The following is a 26,088-nucleotide window of genomic DNA, read 5'->3' as shown; positions in this document are numbered from 1 at the left end:
AGATAGTATGAAGCGTCCAGTTTTAATAGGTATTACAGGTGGTACGGGTTCAGGTAAAAGTACTATCGCAAGAGAAATATGTAAAAAATTTCCTGATAACTGCATGGTTATGATAGAACAGGATTCATATTATAAAGATCAAAGTAATCTTTCTTTTGAAGAAAGAACAAAGACTAATTATGATCATCCAGATGCTTTTGATACTTCTTTATTAGTAATGCATTTGAAGTCTATTACGCAAGGAGAAGCTATAGAAAAACCAATATATGATTTTGAGGCGCATAATAGAAAAAAAGAAACCGTTAAAGTTGAACCAAGGGATATAGTAATAGTAGAAGGTATACTTGTATTACAAGAACCAACTGTAAGGGAACTTCTAGATATTAAAATATATGTTGATACTGATGCAGATGTAAGAATTATAAGAAGACTTTTAAGAGATATAAAAGAAAGAGGAAGAACCCTTGATTCTGTTATAAATCAATACTTAAATGTAGTAAGACCAATGCATATGCAGTTTATTGAACCAAGCAAAAGATATGCAGATATAATAATACCAGAAGGTGGACAGAATAAAGTGGCCATAGACGTGATTGTAGGAAATATAAAACAACTTCTTCTAAATAATGAAAATTAATTTTAAAAGTTATTAAATAAAAGGTATACAAAGCTCTAAATAAGAGTAGCTTTGTATACCTTCTTTATTTTTGGTATAAAAGAAGTGACGTTGGATATAATAGGATTTAAAATCAATTTTTATTATAACTTGTAGGAGATGGTAATATGAAAAAAAGATGTATTACAGTAAGTCTTTTATTTTTTATGCTCTTTTTTTTATTAGATATAAGAATGTTCCATATACAATATAATAATGGAGAAAAATATAGCGTAATGGCAGACTCTCAATATCAATTTAAAGAAAAAAAAGAGGAATTAAATTATAGATTAGTAGATGATAGTGGAAAAGATTTATTAGACTATAATTCTAAGTATAGTGTTGTTGTATTGCCATCTATTTTTGCTAAAAATAATTTAGATACTAACTATGAAGAGTTTCTTAAGTTTTTATATATATTAAAAAACTATGATGAAAGTTATGATTTAAGTAATGGAAATTATAACAATAATAATAGTCAAAAGCTTTATTTTCAAGTTGATAAAAATACTTATGATAAATTAAAAAATATAAAGGGAGTAAAAGGATTTTATTTATATAAGTATGATGAAGTAGAGAGAAAAGATGTATGGAAAATAGAAAATGTATTAACTAACATAAGAAATACTCAAGATAGTTCCTTAAAAGAAAAAGATAGTTTAGAAATGATTATAAATGAAAAGTTTAAGGATTCCAAAAATAGTTCCTACATATATAATACAGATTTAGATGGAAATATTACGGAAGAGAAAAATAGAAATGCGAATTCAATAGATAAAACAATTTCAACATTAAATAGTGATTTTCAAGATGATTTAAGAAATCTTCTTAAAGAAAAATATAGTGAATATGAACAAATAGGAGTAGTGATTTCTGAACCTTCAACAGGAAAAATAAGAAGTTTAGTACAGAAGGATGAAACTTTACCTAATGTTCTTATAGGTGCAGAGACTTTAAATGGCTTTTTTCCAGGATCAATTTTTAAAACATTGGTATATGAAGGAGCTATAACAAAGTATCCAGATATCGAAAGTAAAAGTTTTCATTGTACAGGAGTTTATGAAAAAAAATCAGATAAGCATCATGGTAAATTAAATATAAATGAAGCTTTTGCAGTTTCATGTAATGATATTTTTTCACAGATAGGTGTAAATGTAGGTTTTGATAAATTAAATGAATTATGTAATGAACAGCACTTATTCCAAAAGGTATTAGGACTTAGTAAAGAGCAAAAGGGAAACATTGAAGTTAAAACTCCTAAGGCTGAGGATGGAACACTGGGAATTATGTCAATAGGTCAAAATTTAAGAATTACACCTTTAGAAGCATTGAATATAATAAATACTATAGTAAATAAAGGAAAGTATATACCACCAGTTATAGTAGATGAATTTGTCAAAGACAATGAAACCATTTCATATATACCTAGTTTAAAATCTAAACAAATACTTACTGAAAAACAAGCAAGTATTATAGAAACTTCTTTAAGAGATGTAGTTTTAAATGGAACGGCAAAGGCTGCAAATATAGAAGGAGCAGAAGTTGGAGGTAAAACCGGTTCTACAGAAAGATATGAAGTTGTAAAAAACGATAAAGGGGAAAGCACTACCAAAAAATTTTCAGATGGTTGGTTTATAGGATTTTTAAAAAAGGAAAACATATCTTATACAGTAGTTATATTTGTAAAAAATATAAATAAGGATACACAAGGCGGTGGAACTACAGCAGCACCAATTTTCAAAGATATAGCGGAGTATTTAATAAATAAAAATCAATAAATGATAATATAAATTATAAAAAATCGGATTAAATCCGATTTTTTATTAGTCTATATGAGATTTTGAGATGTTTCCTTAATTTTAATATATTATATATTTCTTATTAACTAATAAGTGGCCAAGCACATTTTAGTATAAACACACATATTATATTAATAAGCATTATTTGGAGGAAGCACTATGTTTATACTTGATTGTCTCCTTAATTTATTAGGAAATGGATTATTTTTATCAGCTTATGTAACAGGCTCAAATTCTTTTCCTAAGCCATTAGATGAAAAGGAAGAGGAATATTACTTAAACAAATTAAAAGATGGAGATGTACTAGCAAAGGGAGTATTGGTAGAAAGAAACTTAAGGCTCGTAGCACATATAGTAAAAAAATATGCATATCCAGGTAAAGATATGGATGATTTAATATCTATTGGCACAGTAGGATTAATTAAGGCCATTGATTCATTTGACACAACAAAAGGAACAAGACTTGCAACTTATGCCGCTAAATGTATAGAAAATGAGATATTAATGCTTATAAGGAATAATAAAAAGTCTAAAGGTGAAGTATATTTGCAGGATCCTATTGGAGTAGACAAGGAAGGAAATGAAATTTCTTTAATGGATGTACTTAGTAGTGAAGAAGATTCTATATTAGAAATAGTAGAAAATAAAATTCAGGTAAAGAAGTTATATGGAAAAATAAGTTCAGTTTTACAGGAGAGAGAAAGAATAGTCATAGAAATGAGGTATGGGCTAATAGACGGAAGACCCAAAACACAAAGAGAAATCGCATCAATATTAGATATTTCACGTTCCTATGTATCACGTATTGAAAAAAGAGCCTTGAAAAAATTATATAAGGAAATGAATGGTGGCAAAGGGTAAAATGAATTTTTGATAAATCGTTAGTTTTGTAGTAAAATATATTTTAAGTAATTATGCATAAACGGAACAATTTACCATTTAGAATAAAATATTTGATATGAAAGCAAAAGAACTATTAAATTTTATTAAAAAATCTACGAATAAATAATATAATAGGATTTTATGTAGCTATGCCTTGTGTAGGGAATGATAAAAAGATTTTACTAAAGATAAAAAAGTAATTGACATAAGTAAAAACAGTATCAATTAATTTATAATTTAAAGTATACTCTTAAGGTTATTCATTTTTTAATAAGCTAATACTTTAGGAGTAAATATAATAAATGGTGAACTTAGGTTAAAGGTTAAGTATTATAAGGCAATTTAAATTTGCATAGGGTACATAGGAAGAGGGGAGAAACAAATTGATATTATTAAATGATTTATTACAAATTACTATAAAGGAAGGGGCATCTGATTTACATTTAACAGTAGGTATAGTTCCAATAGTAAGAGTAAATGGGGAACTTGTACCTATAGGTAGGGAAAAGTTAACGCCAGAAGATGTGCAAAATTATGCTAAAGAAATATTAAAGGATAATTATGAAGAATATGAAAAGGTAGGAGAAGCTGATACATCCTATTCTATAGCGGGAATAGGTAGATTTAGGGTTAATGTATTTAAACAAAGAGGTAGCGATGCTATAGCATTAAGAGCAGTAGGCCTTAAGGTGCCTTTATTAAACGAATTAGGTTTCCCATCAGTTGTAAAAGAACTTACTGATAAGCAAAGGGGACTTGTAATTGTAACTGGGCCTACAGGATCTGGTAAAAGTACTACACTAGCAGCAATGATAAATGAGATAAATTTAAATAGAGCATCCCATATTATAACTCTAGAAGATCCTATAGAATATCTTCATAAGCACAATAAATCTATAATAAATCAAAGGGAAATTGGAAAAGATAGTAAAAGTTATGCAACAGCACTAAAATCTGTTTTAAGAGAAGATCCAGATGTTATATTAGTAGGAGAAATGAGAGATTTAGAAACCATATCTGTAGCACTTACTGCCGCAGAAACAGGGCACTTAGTATTTTCTACATTACATACTATAGGAGCAAGTAAAACTATTGATAGAATAATAGATGTTTTTCCTCCATATCAACAGCAGCAAGTAAGAATTCAATTGGCAGCGGTGCTAAATGGAGTAATATCTCAACAGCTTGTACCACGATTGGATGAAAAGGGAAGGTCAGCAGCTTTAGAAGTTATGGTATCCACTTCTGCAATACAGAATATGATAAGAGAAGGAAAAACATATCAGATTGAATCTTCAATTCAAACGGGTTCAAAGTATGGAATGAAAACTATGGATATGAGTTTAGCGGATCTTTATAAAAAACAAGCAGTGAGCTTTGAAAATGCTTTATTGTATTCTATAGATAGAGAAATGTTTCAAAAGTTAACAATGTTATAAAATTAAGGAGGGATTATAGTAATCCCTCCTTTAGCTAAAATATCATATAATCATGCATTTTCAAATTTATTTCATGTGAATTAAGTGGTTTTGAAGCATTTATTTCTTTCTTTACTTCATTTTTTTTATTAGTTGATAATGATAAAGTGCCTTCTTTTTTCACTAAAGTTTCCATACCTAAATCCTCCTTAAGAATATTAATTTTAAAAAAGGACTTTAGGTTTACCAGAAGGACTCATCTTTTTTATGAAGCCTTCTTAAGTCTACAAAATAAATCAGTTCGTAGCGCCTCATAAGGCTCTACCCCCTTTTTAGATATATAATAATATTATATACTTTATTTATAATATTATAACATTTTTATAAGTATATATCAAAGGCTATAAAAGATTTAAAAATGGATAATATTTAATTATAAAGGAATACTTAAGATTATATGAAATTAAAATAATAATCTTCTTGTTTATCTAATTATTACACAGTTTTACTCATAAATATAAAATAATTAAAAAATATTATAACATCGCTATAGTAATTATGGTGTATTTATGCTAAAATATCTGTGAATTAGGGGGGATTTTTAAGTGGAGTTAATAGGAGATATAATATATTTTACTTCCAGGATATTTACACAAGTGGTCTTTACAATTTCTATGTATTATCTTTGCATATCTTTTTTTGGAATTTGGAGAAAAAAGGATAATACAAAAGTAAATCCACAAAAAAGTTTTGCCTTAATTGTAGCAGCCCATAATGAGGAAATAGTTATAGGTAATATTGTGGATAGTTTACATGGATTGGATTATCCGAGAGAATTGTATGATATATTTGTTATAGCTGATAATTGTACAGATCAGACTGCTGCAAAGGCAAGCTCTAGAGGAGCTATAGTTTATGAAAGATTCAACAAAGAAAAAAGAGGAAAAGGTTACGCTCTAGAATGGATGTTCAATAACATATTTAAAATGGACAAAAAATACGATGCTGTCGCAATATTTGATGCTGATAACCTCGTACATAAGGATTTCTTAAATGAAATTAACAAGAAAATGTGTCGAGGATTTAAGGTAGTACAGGGATATTTAGATAGTAAGAATCCTACAGATACATGGATAACAGGTAGTTACTCTATTTCATTTTGGACATCAAATAGAATGTTTCAACTTTCAAGAAGTAATTTGGGACTTTCTAATCAATTAGGAGGAACAGGCTTTTGTATTGAAACTGACATATTAAGAGAACTTGGATGGGGAGCTACTTGTCTTACAGAAGACTTAGAGTTTACTTGCAAGCTAGTTCTTAATGGGCACAAAGTAGGATGGGCTCATGATGCTAAAATTTATGATGAAAAGCCATTAACTTTAGTTCAATCTTGGTTTCAAAGAAGAAGATGGATGCAGGGGTTTGCGGATGTAGCTGGTAGATATTTTTTTAAGCTTTTAAAGAAATCTATAAAAGAATTAAATTTTATTGCATTAGATTGTGCGCTTTACAGTATACAACCAATTGTAATAATATTGCTTGGAATATCTATGGTGATAGCAGGATTTAATCAAGGAGTTAAGGTATTTAATATAATGTCTAATTTGCAAAATTTCAATGGATTATCTAATTTGAGTTTTAATATGGTAACTATAATTGGTCTTCTTATTGCCATATTGCAGTTTATATATACTCCTTTTATACTAATATTAGATAAAAAATTAAATTTTAAAATATTTTTATATTATTTACTATATCCTATATACTCTATTACGTGGCTACCTATATCAATTCAAGGTATAATTCATAAAAATGACAAAGAGTGGAGTCATACATTGCATACTAGAAGTGTAGATATTAAGGAACTAGAAAAAGCTAATTAACTAAGTGTATAACAAAATATAAAAAAAGAAAGATTTAATAAATCTTTCTTTTTTTACTAATTATAGTTATATATATAAACATATTTGACTATAATTATATTTTATAAAAAAATTTCTTATATATAGAGGAAAAAACTTTTTTTTGTTGAATATATAAATTTGTAATGGTTCTCTTAAGGAGGGAAAAGCTTGATGAAGGAATATGTAGTAGGAGTGGATATCGGATCTTCCAAAGTATGCGCTATAGCAGGTAAGTTAGACAAGTATGGTAAAATGCAAGTAATAGGCGTTACTTCTACTAAATGTAGTGGTATAAAAAGAGGCATTGTAGTTGATATAGATAGTACAGCTGAATGTATTAAAGACTGCATACAACAAATGGATAGAATGATAGACTTTGATATAAATGACATATTTATATCAATACCAGGAGAGATATGTGAACTTATCGTAAATAGGGGAGTTGTAGCAGTATCTTCGGAAGATAGAGAAATTAAAAAAAATGATGTAGACAGAGTGCTAAAAGCCGCTAAAATTATTACGATTTCATCCGATAAAGAAATTATAGGAGTAATACCACAACAATTTATGGTGGATGGATATGATAATATTACCGATCCAATTGGCATGAGTGGCTTAAGATTGGAAGTTGATGCTCAACTTATATTATCTCAATCTACAGTAATAAATAATTTGTTCAAAAGTATCAAAAAAGCAGGGTTGAATTTAAACGGAATGGTATTTCAACCTTTAGGAACAGCAAATGTAGTTTTAAAAGCTGAGGAAATGAAAATAGGCACACTTCTTTTAGATATAGGGGCAGAAAATACCAATATATCTGTTTTCAAGAACGGAAAGCTTTGTTATAGTGATAATCTAGCTTTAGGAGGGAATATAATAACTAATGATATTTCCCTTTGTTTAAAGATTCCTTTCTCAGAAGCTGAAAAGTTGAAAGTAAAGTATGGAAGTGGGAAATCTAATTTTATTGACGAAGATTTTAAAATAAAAATAAACACAAATTATGACAATATTGTAGAAATAGATTATAATGTACTTACAGAGATAATAACTGCACGAGTGGAGGAAATACTCCTACTAATAAAGAAAAAGCTAATGATAAGTGAGCAAATGGACAATGTCTCTGGAGTAGTAGTAGTAGGAGGAGGTATAGCTTTATTAAAAGGTTGCAGCGATTTGTGTAAAGAAATATTAGACAAGCCTGTTAGAATAGGTATTCCAGAATATACTGGAGTAGGTAGTCCTATATGTGCAGCTGCAGTAGGTGTAGTAAAAGATGTTGTTGATTCAGGGAAAGTAAACCTTTGTAAAGAAGAATCCTTAGATGAAATGAGAAATCATAAGTCTAAGAAATATGAAAAAAAATCAATCGTTTGGGATGATGAAGAAGATGAAGATACAGAAGAAAGCAGTAATGGAGTTTTTTCAAAAATAAGAAACTTTTTTGCAGATTTTTTCTAATATAAAGGGAGGTATTATTGTGCTAGATTTCGATGTTGATGTAAAACAGTTTGCTCAGATAAAAGTTATAGGCTGCGGTGGCGGCGGTAATAATGCTGTTAATAGAATGATAAAAGAAGGATTAAAGAATGTTGAGTTCATTGCGATAAATACAGATAAACAAGCGTTGATATTATCTCATGCTTCTCAAAAGATACAAATAGGGGATAAGCTTACTAAAGGCTTAGGAGCAGGTGCAAATCCTGAAATTGGCCAAAAAGCCGCAGAAGAAAGTAAAGAAGAAATAGCTCAAGCAATTAAAGGAGCAGACATGGTGTTTATAACCGCTGGTATGGGAGGCGGTACAGGTACTGGTTCAGCTCCTGTAATTGCACAAATAGCTAAATCAATGGGAATACTTACAGTAGGTGTTGTGACAAAACCTTTCCCATTCGAAGGAAGAAAAAGAATGCTTCATGCCGAAATGGGTGTTAAAAATTTAAAGGAAAGCGTTGATACATTAGTAACTATACCTAACGAAAAACTTCTTAGTATAGTAGATAAAAAAACATCACTTGTAGACGCTTTTAAATTAGCGGATGATGTATTAAGACAAGGTGTACAGGGTGTGTCTGACTTGATTACTATACCAGGACTTGTTAACTTAGACTTTGCTGACGTAAGAACTATTATGACAGATAAAGGACTGGCTCATATGGGTGTAGGTACAGGAACAGGGGATAATAGAGCGCAGGAAGCAGCAAAAGAAGCTATTTCTAGTCCTTTACTTGAAACTTCTATCGTTGGTGCCACTGGAGTTTTATTAAATATAACTGGTGGAGCAGATTTAGGATTACTTGAAATAAATGAAGCTGCTGAAATTGTTCAAGAAGCTGCAGATCCAGATGCTAATATAATATTTGGTGCAGTAATAGATGAAAGTTTAAAAGAAGAAATAAGAATAACAGTAATTGCAACAGGATTTGAAACGGAAAGAATAAAGAAGAATAATGATAGTTTTAGTATAAGTACACCAAGTGCTCCTACAAACATAAAAAATGATATTAAAACAGAGGTAGCAGCAACTGTAGATAAAATGGACAGAATGGATAATTATAATGAAAATGATTTAGAAATTCCTACGTTCTTAAGAAGACAAAGAAAATAATATTAATAATATTAAAAATCCGACTTAAAAAATAAAAAAGTCGGATTTTTTATTTTTTGATAGAAAATCATAAAAAATAAAAAAAGGAATTGATATCATAATATGACAAAATTTTGAAAAACATAAGTATATAATATTATTTAAGAGGTGAGAATAATGACTTTATATCTAGATGTATTACTCTTGGAGAACTTTATAGTTAATAGATTTTTACTAGAAATTACAGCACAAACTATAAGAGTATCCATAAATCGCCTGTATTTAAATTTAGCAGCATTTATTGGAAGCTTATATATATTAATTGTATTGCAAGACAGTTTAAATTTCCTTAAGAGCTTACCAGTAAAATTTTTAATAGCTTTAATAATGATATTAATAGCTTTTAGAAAGAAAGATATAATTTTTAATTTTAAGGTTTTCGTATTATTTATATTATATTCAATGGTACTTGCAGGGTTATGTGTATTTATAGAATTAAACTCCGTTAAAGATTTAGACAGCAATATGGTAATATATGATTTTTCTTATAAAAAACTTATATTGTCTTTTATGATTATGTATGTAATTTTAAGAAGAGTAATTTTATTTATAAAAGATCGCCAAAGTTTACAAAGCTATATATTTGATTTAGAAATTATATTAAATAATAACTCACAAAGATTAAAAGCTTTTTTAGATACGGGTAATGAGCTTATAGAACCAGTTACAGGATATCCGGTGATAATTGTAGAAAGAAACCTGTTTAAGGAAACAAATTTTAAAAAAGAAGAAATGTTTTACATACCTTACAGTGTTATAAATGGATATAGTGGCAAACTCCAAGCTATAAAGCCGGGGAAAATAAAAGTTAACATAAATGGACGGTTTGAAGATAGGGAAGCATTAATAGCCTTTTGTGATAAAAAATTGAGTCAAAGTGGGGATTATAATGCATTGTTAAGTAGGGGAATAATATAAGCATTGGGGGAAGAAATATGTTAAAAATTAAATTGTTATTAAACAGAATACTTACAAAGCTAAAGTTATTTACTAAAAAATTATATTATATAGGGGGGAATGATGCACTTCCACCGCCATTAAGCAAAGAGGAAGAAGAGAATTTAGTAATAAAACTCATGGCTGGAGATGAAAGTATAAGATCAATTTTGATAGAGAGAAATTTAAGGCTTGTGGTCTATATAGCAAGAAAGTTTGAAAATACTGGAGTAGGCATAGAAGATCTAGTTTCTGTAGGGACTATAGGACTTATAAAAGCTGTAAATACTTTTGATCCAGATAAAAAAATTAAACTTGCCACATATGCTTCTAGATGTATAGAAAATGAAATACTTATGTATCTTAGAAGAAACAGTAAAGTCAAATCAGAAATATCATTTTATGAACCTCTCAATGTTGATTGGGATGGAAATGAGCTATTATTATCAGATATATTAGGAACGGATACAGATGAAGTATATAATTTGATAGAAGATGAGGTTGACAAGCAACTTCTGCTTTTAGCTATGAATAAGCTTAGTAACAGAGAAAGAGAAATTGTAAATTTACGATTTGGGCTTCAAGGAGGAAATGAAAAAACTCAAAAGGAAGTAGCTGATATGCTTGGTATATCTCAATCATATATATCTAGATTAGAAAAAAGAATAATAAAAAGATTAAAAAAAGAAATAAATAAAATGTTATAATACTTGTCTCTAGTATAAAAATCAGCTTCTGGGGAAATAATTTAAATGCTAATAATACAAAGGGGCTGATTATTAATGATGATTAACAAAGTGGAAATTTGTGGAGTTAATACTTCTAAGCTGCCTGTGTTAAAGGAAAAGGAAATGAAAGAGCTCTTATTAAGCATGAGAGACGGTAATACGGGAGCTAGAGAAACTTTTATAAGGGGAAATTTAAGATTAGTCTTGAGTGTAATACAAAGATTCAATAATCGAGGGGAAAATGTAGATGATTTATTTCAAGTAGGATGTATAGGTCTTATTAAAGCAATTGATAATTTTGATTTAGGCCAAAATGTAAGATTTTCTACATACGCAGTACCAATGATTATTGGAGAAATAAGAAGATATCTTCGAGATAACAACTCAATAAGAGTAAGCCGTTCGCTAAGAGATATTGCATACAGAGCACTACAGGTAAGAGATAGGTTGGTATCGGAAAATAATAAAGAACCAACAGTAACTCAAATAGCTAAGGAGTTAGATGTTCCACGTGAGGAAGTAGTATTTGCTTTAGATGCTATACAGGATCCTGTATCCTTGTTTGAACCAATTTACCATGATGGAGGAGATGCAATTTATGTAATGGATCAAATAAGCGACAATAAAAATGTAGATGATAGTTGGCTGGAGAATATTTCTATAAAAGAAGCCATGAAAAAGTTAAATGATAGAGAAAAATTAATTCTTACACTTAGATTTTTTGATGGAAGAACTCAGATGGAGGTAGCAGATGAAATAGGAATTTCTCAGGCGCAGGTATCCAGACTTGAAAAAACAGCATTAAAGCACATGAAGAAATATGTTTAAATATTTATTATTTAAATAAAAAAATCTATATCCGTAATTGGATATAGATTTTTTTCATACAATATAATATATAAGATAAATATAATCTGGGGGGAAGAATTTATGAATAATACTTTTTACTCTATAAACAGCTTAAGAACTATGGAACTTATAGACATTAATTCTGGGTGTAAGCTGGGATACATAAAGGATTTCAAAATAGATATAGGACAGTGCAAGGTATTATCTTTTATATTGCCTAGTCAAAAGATGAGCTGGTTTGGTAAGATTAATGATATAGAGGTACCTTGGAATAGAGTTAGAAAAATAGGTGTAGATGTTATATTAGTAGATGGGGCAGATATTCTTGAAGCTAATATAGAGTAGAAAAATAATAAAATTTGTGTATAATATAAATAACAGAGGAAATTAGGAATCAAACTATAGTAAAAGGCGGGATTGTATTTATGAAATGTCCTTATTGCGGATATACGGAAAGTAAGGTAGTTGACTCCAGATCAACAGAAGATAATGCATCTATAAGAAGAAGAAGGGAATGCCAGGAGTGTTCTAAAAGATATACCACTTATGAAAAAATAGAAACAGTACCAATACTCGTAATTAAAAAAAATATGAGTCGTGAATACTTTGATAAATCTAAAATAGTAAATGGATTAATTAAGGCTTGTCAAAAGAGAACTGTATCACGTAGTCAGATAGAAGATATAGCTGATGAAGTAGAAAAGAAGATAAATAATGAAATGCTAACTGAGGTAAAATCTGAATATATTGGAGAGCTAATAATGGAAAGTTTAAAAAATATAGATGAGATATCTTATGTAAGATTTGCTTCTGTATATAGGCAATTTAAAGATGTTAATACATTTATGGAAGAAATAAAAAGACTTATAGAAAGTAAATAAAATTTCTCATAGAATAAATTTCTATGAGAAATTTTATTTAGTTGTTAATTTATCCGTAATTAAGGTTAATATATAGTTAAAAATATTATATTTAATCAAATAATATATTATAATTGTGAATTAGGAATGATAAAATATACTTAAAGATTTCAATAATTAGGAGGCAGGACATGGCAGAAGAAAAGATAATAATAGTGGATGATGAAGAACATATAAGGGAACTTTTGAAATTCAACTTAGAAAATTCAGGGTATTCTACAATATATGCTGATAATGGAATTGATGCATTAAAGCTTATAAAAAGTGAGCGACCACAATTAATTCTTTTAGATTTAATGATTCCGGGAATGGATGGATATGATGTATGTAAGGAAGTAAGAAAAGATAATAATGTATCTACTACCCCTATAATTATGATAACAGCTAAGGGGGAGGAATTTGATAAAGTTTTAGGATTAGAATTAGGTGCAGATGATTATATAACAAAACCATTTTCAATAAGAGAAATTTTAGCTAGAGTAAAAGCTGTTCTTAGAAGAACTTCAGTGCAAAATATTGATAAATCCTATAAGTTTGGAAATGTTATTATTGACTTAGAAAAACATGAGGTTATAAAAGATAATTTAAAAGTAGAATTAACACTAAAAGAATTCGAATTATTAGAAGTGCTTATAAGAAACAAGGGGAGAGTTTTAACAAGAGATTTTCTTTTGGATAAAATATGGGGATATGAATATGTGGGAGAAACTAGAACTGTTGATGTTCATATAAGACATTTAAGACAAAAAATTGAAGAGAATGATAAAAATCCTCAGTTTATAGAAACTATAAGAGGTGTAGGTTATAGATTTAACTTATCTGAATAGGTGATAATATGAAAAAAAAATTGATGTTTTATATGCTTACGACTCTTGTGATAAGTTTAGTTATAGTTATAACTTTATTTGTTATAATGATAAATTATCAATATGTTGAAAGTACAAAAAAAATATTAAAATCAAATAATAATTTAATTATAAAATTGATTCAAAAGGAAAATGTAAATAATATAAGTGAATTTATAAAAAGAGATTTTACAAGTGGAGATATTAGAGTAACCCTAATAGATAAAGATGGTAACGTGCTTGTAGATTCAGAAACTAATCCAAGTAATATGGATAATCATAATACACGTGAAGAAGTGAAAGAAGCTAGAAATTATGGTATGGGGTATAGAGTGCGTCATAGTGAATCTACGGATATGGATACTATGTACTTTGCAACTTATTTTGGAAATGGATATATTATAAGAAGTGCAGCTGAAATGACTAGTGTTATAGGGTTTAGTTGGAAACATGTACAGTACTATGTAGGCATAGCCTTATTTTCTATAGCTATTTGTTTTTTATTTGCTTCGAAGCTTTCACAGGGCCTCGTAAGCCCTATTAAAGATTTAGAATTTATGACTTCAAGAATAGCCGCAGGAGAATTAGATAGAAGAGTAAGTATATACTCTTCTGATGAAATAGGGGAGCTTGGAAAAACCTTTAACAATATGGCAAGGCAGCTTCAAGTTACTTTAAATGATTCGATGGATAAGCAAAATAAGCTTGAAGCTATATTAAAGAGTATGGACAGCGGAGTAATAGCAGTAGATAAAAATTTTAAAGTTATAATGATTAATCCTTATGCTAAAAATATATTTGGTATAAATAAGGATATAATAGGAAAAAACCTTTTGGATAATATAAGGGATTTTGAATTAGAAAGCATCTTTAAAATAAAGACAGATGAATATAAAGAAATAAAAATATTGTGGCCAAAGGAAAGAGACTTAAGAATAAAAACCGCAGATATAAATAACGGTAAAAATCTTATAGGTACAGTGGCAGTAGTACAGGATGTAACGGATATAAAAAGACTTGAAAATATGAGATCCCAGTTTGTGACAAATGTATCTCATGAACTTAAAACACCACTAACGTCTATAAAAGGATTTGCAGAAACACTAAAATATGTAGAAAATAAAGAAACTAAGGAAAGATTCTTACACATAATAAATGAAGAAGCGGAAAGACTTACAAGACTTATTAATGATATTTTAACTTTATCCCATATAGAAAATACTAAACCAGCAGAAATAAATGAAGAAAGCATAGATATAAATAAACTTGTAGAAGATATATGTTATTTAGTTAAAAATTCAGCAGATAATAAAAATATATCCTTAAATATAGTAGGAGAAAAGGTTCCGAATATACTAGGAAATAAGGATAGGTTTAAACAAATGCTTATAAATCTAATAGATAATGCAATTAAGTATACTGAAAAAGGCGGAAATATAACTATAGGAACTGAAGTTGTATGTAATAAGTGCAATATATGGGTACAGGATACAGGTGTAGGAATAGACCAAGAGTATATACCAAGGCTTTTTGAAAGATTTTATAGAGTGGATAAAGCAAGAAGCAGAGCTCAAGGAGGAACCGGGTTAGGTCTTGCTATAGTAAAACATATAGTACTAAGTTTTAAAGGGGAGATAAAAGTAGAAAGTGAAGTAGGAAAAGGCAGTAAGTTTACAGTTAGTATACCAATTATAAAGGGACAGTCCTAATTATAAAGGATGTCCCTTTATGATTTTTTGATAAGAATTTTAATGGGGTATAAGCTCTATAAATAAAATAATGAAACATATCAATGAATTAGATAAAAGTATAGAAAGTTTAAATAATGAAAATACTAACGTAGTAGAAGGATTAAATACTGTTAATAATTTAGATAATATTTGTGAAGATTTGAGTCTAAATTTAGATGAATTTCACATATTAAATAAAAAAGTCCCTAATTTAACTTGTCCTTAACATTTAGATAATAGTCACTTAACCTTAATACACTAATATTATTCTTGTAGCAATCATTTAAAAATAATTTTAAACTGAATGGAGGTTTTTCTTAAATGAAAACAAAAAGTTTAAAGACAATCATAGCAGCTTTAGCTATTACTATGGTTGCAGGAGCATTCGTAGGATGTGGTGGAAGTAATAAAGAAGCGGGAAATACAAAAACTGGTAATAAAATATCTGGAACAATAACTGCAGTAGGGTCTACAGCATTACAACCATTAGTAGAGCAGGCAGCTAAAAATTTTAAAACAAAAAATCCAGATGCAACTATAAATGTACAAGGCGGAGGAAGTGGAACAGGATTAAATCAAGTAGCAGAAGGTTCAGTAGAGATAGGTAATTCTGATGTAACTGCAGAATCAAAGCTTAAGGATAAAGAAATAGCTAAACAGTTAGTAGATCATAAAGTAGCTGCTATAGGATTTTCAATTGTTACTCATAAGGATGTAAAAGTAGATAGCTTAACCAAAGAACAAGTTCAAGGTATATTTGAAGGAAAATATACAAATTGGAACCAAGTTGGTGGCCAGGACTTACCAATACAAGTTGTTAATAGACCAAAGTCTTCAGGAACTAGAGCTACATTTATAGAAACTATTATGAATGGAAAAAATGAAAAAGAAGGACTTGGAACTACTCAGGATTCCAGTGGAACAGTTGAAAAGACTATAACATCCACACCAGGTTCAATAAGTTATCTAGCATTATCTTATTTAACTGAGGAAAAAAGACAAAATTTAAAGCTTATAAAAATTGATAATGTAGAAGCAACAAAAGAAAACATAGTAGCAAAGAAATATCCTTTCTGGTCTTATGAGCATATGTACACTAAAGGCGAAGCAACAGGACTAACAAAAGCTTTCATTGATTATATGATGAGTGATGAAAATAAAGCTGTAGTTGAAAAATTAGGATATATTTCAGCAAATGAGATAAAATAATTTAATTATTAAAATAGGCTGGGTGCATTTATATGTGCAACTAGCCTTATTGTGTAAATAATATATCGCAATTTTTAACTTAAATAGTAAAATAGGGATGATGATAAGTGTGAATAAAAATATCAAATTTAAAAGATTAAGAACAGAATATTTAGGGAAATTTTATGCTACATTTTGTGGATTTTTAATAGTGGCTTTAACATTAAGTATAATATTTTTTATAGTATCAAAAGGCATTAGTACCTTCACAAAACACGGATATTCAATTGGAGATTTTATTTTTTCATCAAAGTGGTCACCAGAGGCAGATAATCCAGCCTTTGGAGCAAGTATATTCATAATAGGATCTACCCTTGTATCTATTGGAGCAGTTTTAATAAGTGCACCTATAAGTATTGCACTTGCAATATTTATGAATTACATTTCTCCGAAGCTTGGGAATAAAGTATTACAACCAGCACTAGAATTATTTGTAGGTATACCTTCAGTAGTTTATGGATGGATAGGTATAACTGTGCTGCTCCCTTTTATAAAAAGTATATTTGGAGGAGTAGGCTTTAGCTTGCTTGCAGGTATTGTAGTGTTAAGCATAATGATACTTCCAACTATAGCAAGTCTTTCATCAGATGCTATAAAAGTAGTTCCAAAAGATTTTATAGAGGCATCTTATGGACTTGGAGCTACAAGATGGCAAACCATAAGCAAGGTAATACTTCCAGCTGCTAAAAATGGAATACTCACTGCTATAGTACTTGGAATTGCAAGAGCTTTTGGAGAAGCATTAGCAGTACAAATGGTAATTGGAAATACTATTAAATTACCTAAAGGTTTATTAAGCCCAACTAGTACATTAACTTCAGTATTAACTATGGATATGGCAAACACTGTAACGGGAACTGCATGGAATGATGCATTATGGACTCTTGCATTAATTCTTTTAATAGTTTCATTTATATTTATTATAGTAATTAGGGCTATTGGTAAAAGGGGTGAAATTAAATAATGAATTCTAAATCAAAAGATAAGATGTGGACTGGTATTTTATATATAATTTCAGGTTTTGTTGTACTCCTTTTAGTAGCTTTAATAGGATATATATTATTTGAAGGAATTGGAACACTTACTCCATCTTTCTTGTTTGGAGACCCAAAGATAGGGGAAGCTGGTGGAGGAATAGGACCTCAGCTATTTAACTCCTTTTACATGCTTGTAGTTTCCCTTTTAATTACTATACCATTAGGTGTAGGAGCAGGAATATATTTGGCTGAATATGCAAAAGAGGGAAAGATTCTTAATTTTATCAGACTTTGTATAGAAACTATGGCATCATTGCCTTCTATAGTGGTAGGATTATTTGGACTATTAGTGTTTGTAAAAATGACAAAATGGGGATTTACGTTATTTGCAGGAGCTTTAGCAATAACAATACTTAATCTACCTTCTTTAACAAGAGTAAGTGAAAATGCAATAAGAGCTGCATCTCGCGGAGTTAAAGAAGCAAGCTTAGGGCTAGGAGCTACTAGATGGCAAACTATAAAAAGAGTAATACTTCCATCAGCCATGCCTCAAATACTTACAGGGGTAATTCTAGCTGCAGGAAGAATATTTGGAGAAGCTGCAGCTCTACTTTATACTGCAGGAATGAGTGCACCATCACTTTCTTTTGAGGCTTCAAATTTGATCAGTAAATCATCTCCGTTTAATTTATTTAGGCCGGCGGAAACTTTGGCTGTTTATATTTGGAAGGTTAATTCCGAGGGAATGATTCCAGATGCTACTAGAGTAGGAAATGGAGCTTCGGCAGTACTTATAATTATGGTATTAATATTTAATATATTGGCTCGTATAATAGGTAAGAAGATTTATGAGTCCTATACTGGGAGTAAATAGGGAGGGTTAATATGAGCATAATACAAACTAGAAATCTTGAACTTTATTATGGTGCTACAAAAGCACTTAAAGATATAAACTTAGAAATAGAAAAAAATGCGGTAACCGCTTTAATAGGACCTTCAGGATGTGGGAAGTCTACGTTTTTAAGAACTTTAAATAGAATGAACGACTTGATAGAAAACGTAAAAATAGAGGGTGAAGTATTATTTGAGGGGAAAAACATATATAAGGATTATGATGAAATAGAACTTAGAAAAAGGGTTGGAATGGTGTTTCAAAAACCTAATCCATTTCCAATGTCAATATACGATAATATAGCTTATGGTCCAAGAATTCATGGTATAACAAGCAAATCACAGTTAGATGAGATAGTTGAAAAAAGCTTAATAGGAGCAGCACTTTGGGATGAGGTTAAGGATAGATTAAAGAAAAATGGAATGGGCCTATCTGGAGGTCAGCAGCAAAGACTGTGTATTGCAAGAACTTTAGCTGTTGAACCAGAGATACTTTTAATGGATGAGCCGACTTCAGCACTAGATCCTATTTCCACATTAAAGGTTGAAGAACTTATGGATACATTAAAAAAGGAATACACAGTAATAATAGTTACTCATAATATGCAGCAGGCAGGAAGAATTTCTGATTATACAGCATTTTTCTTAACTGGAGAAGTGGTAGAATTTAATAAAACTGAAGATATATTTTATAAACCTAGGGATAAGAGAACTGAAGATTATATTACAGGTAGATTTGGTTAAAATTTAAAATGATATAAGAGGTGAGGGTTATGACAAGAGGCGGATTTGATATAAGACTTACGGATCTTCATAATGATTTATTAAGAATGGGCAGCATTGTAGAAAAACAAATACATCTTTGTATAGAGGCTTTGGTAAATCACGATGTAGACTTGGCAAAAAAAATAATAGAAGATGATGATTTAGTAGATGGTCTTCAAAGAGAAATTGAAGATAAATGTATAAAGCTTATAGCTACAGAGCAGCCACTGGCTAAGGATTTACGTATGATATTTACTACCACTAAAATAGTAACAGACTTAGAGAGAATGGCTGATCATGCTGTAGATATTGCTAAAATTGCCATTAGGCTTAAAGATGAAAAGTTTATAAAACCATTAGTTGATATACCTAAGATGTCTAATTTAGTAAATGAAATGATAAAAGAATCTTTAGATTGTTATGTAGATGGAAATGTAGAAGGATCTTATATTGTGTGTAAAAAGGATGATCAAATTGATGCCATATATAGAGGAGTATTTAAAGAAATGCTTCCTATAATGGCAGCAGATAACAGTACTATTAATCAAGCAACTCAGTTTTTATTTATATGTAAATACCTAGAGAGAATAGCAGATCACGTTACAAATATATGCGAGTGGACTATTTATCTTGTTACTGGAGAACAAATAGATTTAAATGAATAGTATTAAAAAGACATGCGATATATTAATTGTTGTATGTCTTTTCCTTTTTATATGAAATCTGATAAAATAGATTTATATTTTATAAAAAATTATGCAAAATAAAGAGGTGCAAAATAATGAATACTATTCTTTTTGATTTAGATGGAACATTACTTTCGATGGATGCAGAAGAATTTGAGAAGAGTTATTTTAATGAAATTGGGAAGTCATTTAGTGATCTGATGGAACCAATGGAATTAGGGAAGCATATATGGGGAGCCACAAAGGCTATGGTATCAAGCTTGGATGAGAGAACAAATGAGGAAGTATTTATGGAAGACTTTAATATAAGAGTTAATAATAGATTACATGAATTTATGTACAGATTTGATGACTTTTATGATAATGAATTTTTAAGGGTACAAAATTCAGTAAATCCTGAAGAACATATGATAAAAAGTGTAAAAATGTTAAAGGAAAAAGGATATAATGTTGTAGTTGTTACTAATCCGCTATTTCCAATAAAGGCAATACATCACAGAATTAGGTGGGCTGGATTTGAGCCAGAAGATTTCACATATATAACTTCCTTTGAAAAAAATCATTATTGCAAGCCGCAAATAAAATTTTATGAGGAAGTTTTAAAAGATATAAATAAGACATCGGAAGAATGTCTTATGGTAGGAAATGATACAGTGGAGGACTTAGTAGCTAAAAACATAGGTATAAAAACATATCTTATAAATAACAACATATTAAATAAAAGTCAGAAAAGCTATATCACTGATTATGAAGGAAATTATGAGGAGTTTTATAAGTTTATAGAAAGCTTACCATGCATATAAATTATAGCAAACAGTTAATAAATCCTTTTGGATTGACTAAATATGAAGATTACGGTAATATTATAGAATTAAGGGGTAAACATAATTAAGTAGGAGTGATCTAATGAAAAATACCATATCAAAGGTAAAGCCTGGAAGCATTGCAGAAGAATTAGAAATAGAAGTAGGTGATAAACTAATTTCCATAAATGAAAAAGAAGTAAGGGATATAATAGATTATAAGTTTTTAATGGCAGATGAAGATATAGTTGCTCTAATAGAAAAGGCTGATGGAGAGATATGGGAACTTGAAATAGAAAAGGATTATGATGAAGATCTAGGAGTAGAGTTTAAAGACTCCATAATGGATCAAGCTAAAAGTTGTTGTAATAAATGTATATTTTGTTTTATAGATCAGTTACCTAAGGGAATGAGAGAAACATTATATTTTAAGGACGATGATTCAAGGCTATCTTTTTTACAAGGAAATTTCGTAACATTAACCAATATGACAGATGAGGATATAAATAGAATTATAGAATATAAAATAAGTCCTATAAATGTATCTGTTCATACTACAAATCCTGAGCTTAGAGAAAAGATGTTAAGTAATCGATTTGCTGGGAATGTATATGAAAGGCTTATAAAGCTTTCTAATGGCGGCATAAAAACAAACTGCCAAGTGGTTTCTTGTCCAGGAGTAAATAATGGAGAAGAACTTATAAAAACTGTTGAAGATCTTTATAAATTACATCCTTCAATTGAAAACGTGGCAGTAGTTCCTGTAGGAATTACAAAATTCCGAGAAGGGCTTTTTGATATGACTTTATATAATAAAGAAACTTCCTTAATGGAAATTGAAGGTGTAAAGAAAATTCAGCAAAAATACATAAATGAAATAGGATACCCTTTTGTAAGACTTTCTGATGAATTTTATGTAACAGCGGGAATAGATGTTCCAAGTAAAGATTTTTATGATAAATTTGATCAACTAGAAGATGGAGTAGGAATGATAAGAATCTTTAGGGAGAATATTAAAGAGGGATTAAGTAACTTATCAACTTACAAAAAAGGAAGTTTTACTTTAATTACAGGAACATCAGCACATAAGGAAATAAAAGCAGCAGCTGAAGAAATAGAAAAAGTAAATTCTAATATAAAAGTTCAGGTTAATGCTATTGTAAATAACTTTTTTGGAAGTACTATAACTGTTGTAGGACTTTTAACAAGTAAGGATATAAAAGAACAGTTAAAAGATGCAAAATTAGGTGATTATATAATAATCCCAAGGAACATACTAAGAGCAGGTGAAGAAGTGTTTTTAGACGATGTAACAGTAGAAGAATTAGAAAAACATTTCAATAAAAGTATATTAATATGTGAATATACTGGAGAAGATTTAATAGATAAAATAAACGAATATAGTAAGGAGGAGTAAAAATGCCTAAACCAATAGTTGCAATAGTAGGAAGACCAAATGTAGGCAAATCTACTTTATTTAACAAATTAGCAGGAAGAAGAATAGCTATAGTAGAAGATACACCGGGGGTTACAAGAGATAGAATTTATGCAGAAGCAGAATGGCTTAAGTATAATTTTACAATGATAGATACTGGTGGTATAGAACCAGAAAGTGATGACGTAATAATATCTCAAATGAGAAGACAGGCGCAGATAGCTATAGAAACAGCGGATGTGATAATTTTCCTTGTAGATGGAAAATCAGGAATAACTCCTGCAGATTATGAAGTATCACAAATGCTTAGAAAGTCAAAAAAGCCTATAGTGTTAGTTGTAAACAAGGTAGATAGAATAACTGAAGAAGATAATGCGTATGAATTCTATAATTTAGGAATAGGTGAGCCTATAGCTATTTCATCTTCCCAGGGACTAGGTCTTGGAGATATGCTTGATAGAGTTGTAGAACATTTTGATAGTATAATTGGAGAAAATGAAGAAGATGAATATATAAGAATTGCATTTGTAGGTAAGCCAAATGTAGGAAAGTCTTCACTAGTGAATAAAATACTTGGAGAAGAAAGAAATATAGTAAGTAATATTCCTGGAACTACAAGAGATGCAATAGATAGTATAATAGATAGAGAAGAAGGCAAGTTTGTTCTTGTAGATACTGCTGGGATAAGAAGAAGAAGTAAAATTAAAGATGAAATAGAAAGATATAGTGTAGTAAGAACTTATGCTGCCTTAGAAAGAGCTGATGTATGCATACTTATGATAGATGCAGAAGATGGAATAAGTGAACAGGATCAAAGGATAATAGGATATGCTCACGAAATGAGTAAAGCAATTATGGTAATTGTAAACAAATGGGATTTAATTGAAAAAGAAACAAATACCATGAATGAATTTAAAAAGAATCTTCAGCATGAACTTTCATTTATGTCCTATGCCCCATACTTGTTTATTTCAGCTAAAACAGGACAGAGAGTACATAAGGTTTTAGAAATGGCAAAAATGTGCTATGATAATTATAATAAGAGAGTTAAAACAGGAGTTTTAAATGATGTAATATCAAGAGCGGTTACTATGCAGGAACCACCTATAGTAGGGATTAGAAGAATGAAAATATACTATGCTACTCAAACAGGAGTAAAACCTCCTACATTTATATTTTTTGTAAATGATCCTGAAGCATTACATTTTTCTTATGGAAGATATTTAGAAAATCAATTAAGAGATAGTTTCGACTTTAGCGGAACAGGGATAAAGATGGAGTTTAGAGAAAGGAAGAGTTAACATGGGGAATTGTATCACTTTCCTTGGGGGAGGAAGTTTTGGCACAGCACTGGCTATTATGATGGCTAAAAAAGGATTTGATGTGCTTGTATGGGACAGAAATCACAAGACAATAGATGATATAAACAATAAAAGAGAAAATATTAATTATCTTCCCGGGGTTGTAGTTTCACATAATGTTTATGCAACTTTAAACTTAGAAGAAGCCTTGGAAAAGAGCAAGTATATAGTACTATCAGTTCCTTCTCAAGCTATAAGAGAAGTAGCAAGTAAAATAAGACCTTATTTAAAAAAGGACAGTATTATAATAAGTATTGCGAAGGGAATAGAAGAGGATAGCGGAAAGAGATTATCTGAAGTTATCAGGGAAGAAATGCCGGATAATGGCATAGTTATCCTATCTGGACCTAGTCATGCTGAAGAAGTTGCATTAGATATTCCAACAGCAGTTGTAGCTTCTTCAGAGGATATGAATTATGCAAAAGAAATACAAAATATATTTATGACTAGTAAATTTAGAGTATACACTAATGCAGACTTGATAGGTGTTGAAATAGGTGGAGCAGTTAAAAATATAATAGCCTTAGCAGCAGGTATATCTGATGGAATAGGCTTTGGAGATAATGCAAAGGCTGCACTTATGACTAGAGGAATGAGCGAGATAGTAAGGATAGGTGAGAAGCTAGGTGGAAAAGCTGAAACTTTTTCTGGACTTACTGGCTTTGGAGATTTAATAGTTACTTGTACTAGTATGCATAGCAGAAATAGAAGAGCAGGTATATTAATTGGTAAAGGTGTAGCGCCAGATGAGGCTGTTAAAGAAATAGGAATGGTAGTAGAAGGTATAAAAGCATGTAAAGCATTTTATAATTTAAAAGAAAAGTTGGATATTTCTATGCCTATAACTGATGTACTTTATAAGGTTGTTTTTGAAGGAAAAGATCCTAAATACGGTGTATATGAGTTAATGTCTAGGGACAAAAAAGAAGAGTTTTAAAGGTTATATAATGTTTGAAAGCATATGGTACGTAAAAGTATATGATACTTTTACGTACCATATGCTTTTTATTTTATTAGTAATATTTTAAGCTTTTAAATAATATATATATACTGTTAAAATTATAGATTGGGAGGGTAAATTATCTTGGAAAATTTTGATATATACAAGGATATTGCAGAAAGAACCCAAGGTGACATTTATGTTGGGGTAGTAGGGCCAGTAAGAACCGGGAAATCAACATTTATCAAGAAGTTTATGGAAATGATGGTTTTGCCTAATATTGAAAATGAATTTAAAAAGAAGAGGGCTCAAGATGAACTGCCTCAGAGTTCATCAGGCAAGACTATTCACACCACAGAACCTAAATTTGTTCCTAATGAAGCTATAGAAATAAAATTAAAGGATAACACTAAATTTAAAGTAAGAATGGTAGATTGCGTAGGTTATATAGTAAAAGGTGCTTCAGGGCACATGGATGGGGAAAAGGCTAAAATGGTTACAACTCCTTGGTTCAATTATGAAATACCTTTTGAAGAAGCAGCAGAAATTGGAACTAAAAAGGTTATTAATGAACATTCCACTATAGGATTGCTTGTAACTACTGATGGTTCAATTACTGATATTGAAAGAGAAAATTACGTAGAAACAGAAGAAAGAGTTGTAAATGAGTTAAAAGCAATAAACAAACCTTTTATCATTGTATTAAATACAAAGCATATGTATGATCCAAATACTATGGAGCTTAAGAAGGAATTAGAAGGAAAATACGACGTTCCTGTACAAACAATGGATGTGCTAAATATGAAAGAAGAAGATATTACAAACATATTTACTAGAGTACTTAAGGAATTCCCAGTGAAAGAAATAAATATTGATATGCCAGAGTGGATAGAAAACTTAGATAAAGCTCACTGGTTAAAATTAAATTTTGTTAATTTGATTAAAGATATGTGTACATCCATATACAAAGTAAGAGATATAACTAACACTTTAGATGGATTTAAAGAATTTGAATTCTTAGGAGAATCAAAATTAAATGAAGTAAATATGGGAGAAGGTACGGCAAAAGTTGATTTAAAACCTAGACAAGGATTATTTTATAATATATTAGGTGAAATATGCAATAGAGAAATACAAGGTGAAAATCAATTAATGGCTATAATGGAAGAGATGAATAATGCTAAAGTAGAGTATGATAAAGTTGCACAAGCCTTAAAGGATGTTAAGGAAACAGGATATGGTTTGGTTGCTCCAGAACTTACAGAAATGAAGCTTGAAGAGCCAGAAATAGTTAAAAATGGAAATAGATGCGGAGTTAAGCTAAAAGCAAGTGCACCATCACTTCACTTTATAAGAGCAGATATAGAAACAGAAATATCACCTATAATGGGTACAGAAAGAGAAAGTGAAGAAATGGTAAAAGCTCTATTAGAACAATTTGAAAATGATCGTTCAAAGATATGGCAAAGTAATATCTTTGGCAAATCCTTAGAGGTATTAGTTAAAGAAGGATTACAAAACAAACTTTTCAAGATGCCAGAAGATGTACAGATAAAGATTCAAAAAACACTACAGAAAATAATAAATGAAGGTAATGGCGGACTTATCTGTATAATACTTTAATGATTTTATATAAATTAGGGATTTTCAATATAAGATCCCTAAT

General features: G+C 29.8%; 26 protein-coding genes. 25 read left to right on the top strand and 1 reads right to left on the bottom strand.

What is annotated here, in order from left to right; genetic code table 11:
• Positions 1-7: 7 nt before the first annotated feature.
• The 4 genes from udk (at position 8) to CRN98_RS01195 (ending at position 4,775) form a co-directional block, all read left to right on the top strand.
• Complete coding sequence (gene udk, locus CRN98_RS01210) at positions 8-637, top strand: uridine kinase (protein WP_097025589.1); 630 nt, start codon at positions 8-10, stop codon at positions 635-637.
• 146 nt (positions 638-783) lie between these two features.
• Complete coding sequence (locus CRN98_RS01205; protein WP_097025588.1) at positions 784-2,433, top strand: penicillin-binding transpeptidase domain-containing protein; 1,650 nt, start codon at positions 784-786, stop codon at positions 2,431-2,433.
• Positions 2,434-2,613: 180 nt separating this feature from the next.
• Positions 2,614-3,315 (top strand): RNA polymerase sporulation sigma factor SigK, encoded by a 702-nt coding sequence (gene sigK, locus CRN98_RS01200; RefSeq protein ID WP_097025587.1) that lies wholly within the window; start codon positions 2,614-2,616, stop codon positions 3,313-3,315.
• Between the two features lie 404 nt (positions 3,316-3,719).
• Positions 3,720-4,775, top strand: coding sequence for a type IV pilus twitching motility protein PilT (locus tag CRN98_RS01195; RefSeq protein ID WP_097025586.1), 1,056 nt, complete (start codon positions 3,720-3,722; stop codon positions 4,773-4,775).
• Between the two features lie 34 nt (positions 4,776-4,809).
• Here CRN98_RS01195 and CRN98_RS17590 read toward each other — a convergent pair whose 3' ends face one another.
• Entirely contained in the window at positions 4,810-4,950 is a 141-nt protein-coding gene (locus CRN98_RS17590) for a hypothetical protein (RefSeq protein ID WP_179631865.1), read from the bottom strand.
• 409 nt (positions 4,951-5,359) lie between these two features.
• Here CRN98_RS17590 and CRN98_RS01190 point away from each other — a divergent pair, with 409 nt between their 5' ends.
• The 21 genes from CRN98_RS01190 (at position 5,360) to spoIVA (ending at position 26,045) form a co-directional block, all read left to right on the top strand.
• Positions 5,360-6,640 carry a glycosyltransferase family 2 protein gene (locus tag CRN98_RS01190; protein ID WP_097025585.1) on the top strand — a complete coding sequence of 427 codons (1,281 nt, stop codon included), beginning with the start codon at positions 5,360-5,362 and terminating at the stop codon, positions 6,638-6,640.
• Positions 6,641-6,832: 192 nt separating this feature from the next.
• Positions 6,833-8,122 (top strand): cell division protein FtsA, encoded by a 1,290-nt coding sequence (gene ftsA / locus CRN98_RS01185; RefSeq protein WP_097025584.1) that lies wholly within the window; start codon positions 6,833-6,835, stop codon positions 8,120-8,122.
• A gap of 19 nt (positions 8,123-8,141) precedes the next feature.
• On the top strand, positions 8,142-9,269 hold the full coding sequence (gene ftsZ / locus CRN98_RS01180; protein WP_097025583.1) for a cell division protein FtsZ: 1,128 nt from the start codon (positions 8,142-8,144) through the stop codon (positions 9,267-9,269).
• 156 nt (positions 9,270-9,425) lie between these two features.
• The gene (gene spoIIGA / locus CRN98_RS01175; RefSeq protein WP_097025582.1) at positions 9,426-10,226 is read left to right on the top strand and encodes a sigma-E processing peptidase SpoIIGA; all 801 of its coding nucleotides are present in this window, start codon (positions 9,426-9,428) and stop codon (positions 10,224-10,226) included.
• Between the two features lie 17 nt (positions 10,227-10,243).
• Positions 10,244-10,951 carry an RNA polymerase sporulation sigma factor SigE gene (gene sigE, locus CRN98_RS01170; protein WP_097025581.1) on the top strand — a complete coding sequence of 236 codons (708 nt, stop codon included), beginning with the start codon at positions 10,244-10,246 and terminating at the stop codon, positions 10,949-10,951.
• A gap of 75 nt (positions 10,952-11,026) precedes the next feature.
• A complete protein-coding gene (gene sigG / locus CRN98_RS01165) occupies positions 11,027-11,800 on the top strand; it encodes an RNA polymerase sporulation sigma factor SigG (protein WP_097025580.1) in 774 nt (257 codons plus the stop codon).
• 102 nt (positions 11,801-11,902) lie between these two features.
• Complete coding sequence (locus tag CRN98_RS01160) at positions 11,903-12,166, top strand: YlmC/YmxH family sporulation protein (protein WP_097025579.1); 264 nt, start codon at positions 11,903-11,905, stop codon at positions 12,164-12,166.
• Positions 12,167-12,246: 80 nt separating this feature from the next.
• Positions 12,247-12,702 (top strand): transcriptional regulator NrdR, encoded by a 456-nt coding sequence (gene nrdR, locus CRN98_RS01155; RefSeq protein ID WP_097025578.1) that lies wholly within the window; start codon positions 12,247-12,249, stop codon positions 12,700-12,702.
• A gap of 170 nt (positions 12,703-12,872) precedes the next feature.
• Positions 12,873-13,568, top strand: coding sequence for a response regulator transcription factor (locus CRN98_RS01150; protein ID WP_097025577.1), 696 nt, complete (start codon positions 12,873-12,875; stop codon positions 13,566-13,568).
• A gap of 8 nt (positions 13,569-13,576) precedes the next feature.
• Positions 13,577-15,295, top strand: a complete 1,719-nt coding sequence (pnpS, locus tag CRN98_RS01145; protein WP_097025576.1) for a two-component system histidine kinase PnpS — start codon at positions 13,577-13,579, stop codon at positions 15,293-15,295.
• A 70-nt stretch (positions 15,296-15,365) separates the two neighbouring features.
• A complete protein-coding gene (locus CRN98_RS17585) occupies positions 15,366-15,542 on the top strand; it encodes a hypothetical protein (RefSeq protein WP_179631864.1) in 177 nt (58 codons plus the stop codon).
• A gap of 95 nt (positions 15,543-15,637) precedes the next feature.
• A complete protein-coding gene (locus CRN98_RS01140) occupies positions 15,638-16,525 on the top strand; it encodes a phosphate ABC transporter substrate-binding protein (protein WP_097025575.1) in 888 nt (295 codons plus the stop codon).
• 109 nt (positions 16,526-16,634) lie between these two features.
• Positions 16,635-17,528, top strand: a complete 894-nt coding sequence (pstC, locus tag CRN98_RS01135) for a phosphate ABC transporter permease subunit PstC (RefSeq protein WP_423237072.1) — start codon at positions 16,635-16,637, stop codon at positions 17,526-17,528.
• Positions 17,528-18,415: a phosphate ABC transporter permease PstA gene (gene pstA / locus CRN98_RS01130; protein ID WP_097025573.1), complete on the top strand. Its 888-nt coding sequence runs from the start codon at positions 17,528-17,530 to the stop codon at positions 18,413-18,415. The genes pstC and pstA overlap by 1 nt, the downstream gene beginning before the upstream one ends.
• Before the next feature lie 11 nt (positions 18,416-18,426).
• Positions 18,427-19,176: a phosphate ABC transporter ATP-binding protein PstB gene (pstB, locus tag CRN98_RS01125; protein WP_097025572.1), complete on the top strand. Its 750-nt coding sequence runs from the start codon at positions 18,427-18,429 to the stop codon at positions 19,174-19,176.
• 29 nt (positions 19,177-19,205) lie between these two features.
• Positions 19,206-19,862: a phosphate signaling complex protein PhoU gene (gene phoU / locus CRN98_RS01120; protein ID WP_097025571.1), complete on the top strand. Its 657-nt coding sequence runs from the start codon at positions 19,206-19,208 to the stop codon at positions 19,860-19,862.
• Between the two features lie 116 nt (positions 19,863-19,978).
• Positions 19,979-20,686: an HAD family hydrolase gene (locus CRN98_RS01115; protein WP_097025570.1), complete on the top strand. Its 708-nt coding sequence runs from the start codon at positions 19,979-19,981 to the stop codon at positions 20,684-20,686.
• Positions 20,687-20,789: 103 nt separating this feature from the next.
• A complete protein-coding gene (locus CRN98_RS01110; RefSeq protein WP_097025569.1) occupies positions 20,790-22,103 on the top strand; it encodes a DUF512 domain-containing protein in 1,314 nt (437 codons plus the stop codon).
• A gap of 2 nt (positions 22,104-22,105) precedes the next feature.
• On the top strand, positions 22,106-23,422 hold the full coding sequence (der, locus tag CRN98_RS01105) for a ribosome biogenesis GTPase Der (RefSeq protein ID WP_097025568.1): 1,317 nt from the start codon (positions 22,106-22,108) through the stop codon (positions 23,420-23,422).
• 1 nt (position 23,423) lies between these two features.
• Entirely contained in the window at positions 23,424-24,419 is a 996-nt protein-coding gene (locus CRN98_RS01100; protein ID WP_097025567.1) for an NAD(P)H-dependent glycerol-3-phosphate dehydrogenase, read from the top strand.
• Between the two features lie 147 nt (positions 24,420-24,566).
• Entirely contained in the window at positions 24,567-26,045 is a 1,479-nt protein-coding gene (gene spoIVA, locus CRN98_RS01095) for a stage IV sporulation protein A (RefSeq protein WP_097025566.1), read from the top strand.
• Positions 26,046-26,088: the final 43 nt, after the last annotated feature.

It is taken from the genome of Clostridium peptidivorans (assembly GCF_900205925.1).
In the GTDB taxonomy this organism is placed as follows: domain Bacteria; phylum Bacillota; class Clostridia; order Clostridiales; family Clostridiaceae; genus Clostridium_AK; species Clostridium_AK peptidivorans.
Note: the sequence above shows the minus strand (reverse complement) of the source record. Positions and strands in the feature narration are given on the sequence as shown.